Source organism: Streptomyces sp. NPDC002309, assembly GCF_053593375.1.
Map to the genome: position 1 here is coordinate 1 of NZ_JBSFCI010000103.1, position 2,304 is coordinate 2,304.

Consider the following 2,304-nt stretch of genomic DNA (forward strand, 5'->3'; position numbering starts at 1 on the left):
GGCGCGCGTCGAAGCCCGAACGCACCACGAAACGCGGGCGGCTGTCGCGCCGGGACGGGGAAGGAGGCGACACCTGCTGCGTGGGCGCCCCGGCGTGCTGCGGAAGACGGGGGCTGGCCTCCTCCTCCGTGGCGACGGGCTGCTGGATGCTGTCACCGCGGTTGTTGGTCGCGAGGCTCGTGGCCAGTTGGGCGAAGTCCCGTACGACGCCGAACAGCCCCTTGTCGGCGGGCAGCAGGGGACGGGCGGGGCTGTCCTCGGCCATGTGCTGGGCGAGCAGGGCCTTGTAGGCGTTGTAGACCTTGGCGGTGTTGCCGGGTTCCTTGGCCGCGTTCATCCGGTAGTCGCTGGTGATCGCGATGGAGGCGAGGTCCATCAGGTAGCAGTCGATCAGGTCCGTGACGTCCTTGGCCTTGGCTCCCTCCACGCCGTCCCGTGCGGACTCGGCCAGCATGTCGGCCATCTTGAGGACGAGGTCGCGGTGGATCCGGTGCCGGGTGCTGCTGGGGAAGGCGGCCATGATGTGGTCGGCCTGGCCCGCGCTGTCGGTGTTCATGGTGCGCGGCGTCCTCAGGTCGCCGAGCCCGGGCACCGGCAGCGGTACGCCCCGGAACATCGCCTCCTCGTCGGGGATGTCCCGGTTGCGGGAGGCGAGGGGGTGCAGGCCGATCTCGTGGGCCAGCATGCCCATGATGTAGCCGATGTCGTACTTCTCGAAGTAGTAGCTGGCCAGGTTGATCTGAACGCCCTCGTCGCCCAGGTCGGTCACGTCGGCGGGGGTCTCCGTGGTGCGCAGGTGGAGCGTGATGCGACAGGGACGGGTGCCGATGTAGTCCCGGATCGTCGGATGGTCATTGAGCAGTTCGATGATCCGGACCGCCTTGTCGCGGTACCTCTCGTTCGTGTGCTTCAGGTTGGTGAACTCGAAGCGGCCCGACCTGAACGGTGTGAGGGTGGCCGACTGCGGCATACGGGCCGGGACGTCGCCGGCCGCCGTCGTGCCGTCGGCCGGCCGGGGCAGGGAGACGGGGTCGACCCAGACGGACGCGCGGGTGACCGGCGGCGTGGCCGTGCGGGCCGCTTCCCAGGTCTGATCGGTGTCCTGCCGAGGAGCGGGCGCCACGTTGCCGATCAGTGCGCCCAGCAGGGCGAGGTGGCGGCCCCGGAGGCCGTTCACGGCGAGGGAGGAGTCCTCCGGGCCCGCGTTCAGATCGCCCAGCAGGCTGCCGGGGATGTGCGGGCGGTGCGGGGAGCCGACGTCACGGTACTCGTCGCGCAGGCCCAGCTGGTGAGTGAGTTCATGGACGAAGTGGACCGGGTCGGCGTCCGCCCACCATGTGCTCTGGTCCATCGCGCGGTCCCGGCCCGCCAGGTCCACCGTGAGGTGGGGGCTGTCGGCGGGGTCGACGTACTCCACCGTCACATGCAGACGGTCACCGTTCGGCAGACGATGGGCGGGGGTGTTCAGGAACTCTCCTACTCCCGCACTCAGTTGGTCTCGGACTTGAGAGACCTGATCCTCCGGGCCACGCAGCGCCAGCCTGACCGTCAGGTCGGTGACCTGCTCGCCCCCGTGAGAGAACCGGCGCGCGTCGAAGCCTGAGCGCACCACGATGCGGGGGCGGTTGTCGCGCCGGCCGATCGGCCTCCGGGCGTTCGTCGACGGCTCCGTGGCGGTGCCGGGGTGGGGAAGGCGCGGGCCGACCGTCTGGATGCTGTCGCCCTGGTTGTTGAACGTGAAGCTGGTCCCGAGGCCGAGGAAGTTGTTGGTGACGCCGAACATGCCCTTGTCCGCGGGGAGCAGGGGCCGCACCGGGCTGTCCTCCGCGAGCTGGGCGGCGAACATCTCCTTGTAGGCGTTGTAGACCCGCGCCGTGTTGCGGGGTTCCCAGGCCGCGCTCTTCCGGTTGTCGTTGGTGACCGCGATCGTGGCCAGGTCCATCAGGTAGCAGTCGATCAGATCCGTGACGTCCCTGGTCCTGGCGCCCTCCTCGCCGGCCTCGGCCTCCGCCGCCAGGACGTGCGCCATCCGCGCGACGATGTCGCGGTACGTGCGGTGCCTCGTGCTGCTGGGGAACGCCGCCATGATGTGGTCGGCCTGCCCGGCGCCCTCCGTGCTCATGGTGCGCGGGTTCTTGAGGCCCGTCAGCCCCGGCACCGCCAGCGGCACACCCTCGAACATCGCCTCCTCGTCGGGGATGTTCGTGTCCCGTGAGGCCAGGGGGTGCAGGCCGATCTCATGGGCCAGCATGCCCATGATGTAGCCCATGTCGTACTTCTCGAAGTAGTAGCTGGCCAGGTTGA

The 2,304-nt window shown here is 69.6% G+C and carries 1 protein-coding gene; it reads right to left on the bottom strand.

Features of this window, described 5'->3' with window-relative positions:
• Positions 1–2,304 (bottom strand): hypothetical protein (locus tag ACWCPM_RS34685; RefSeq protein WP_450980242.1); only part of this gene is annotated, 2,304 nt, incomplete at both ends.